General features: G+C 69.0%; 1 protein-coding gene. It reads left to right on the top strand.

Translation table 11 applies throughout. The features are described 5' to 3' along the window. Positions 1-248 (top strand): DsrE family protein (locus V0R37_RS22925; RefSeq protein WP_489685828.1); only part of this gene is annotated, 248 nt, incomplete at both ends.

Raw genomic sequence — 248 nt, 5'->3', positions numbered from 1 at the left:
AGCTCCCCCGACGCCCGATCCTGTTCCTGCTGGCCGGGCTCGCCGCCGCCCCGGTCTCCGCCGCCGAGACGGGCAGGGGGCACCGCGTCGTGTTCCAGGTGGACACAGCCGACCCGGCCACGATGAACCTGACGCTCAACAACGCCACCAACGTGGTCGATCATTACCGCGCCAAGAACGAGGCGGTGGAGATCGACATCGTCGCCTTCGGGCCGGGCCTCGCCATGTATCGGGCCGACAAATCCACC

It is taken from the genome of Pollutimonas rozaliensis, from assembly GCF_048751585.1.
Taxonomy (GTDB): domain Bacteria; phylum Pseudomonadota; class Gammaproteobacteria; order Burkholderiales; family Burkholderiaceae_B.
This window is presented reverse-complemented; position numbering and strand designations above follow the sequence as displayed.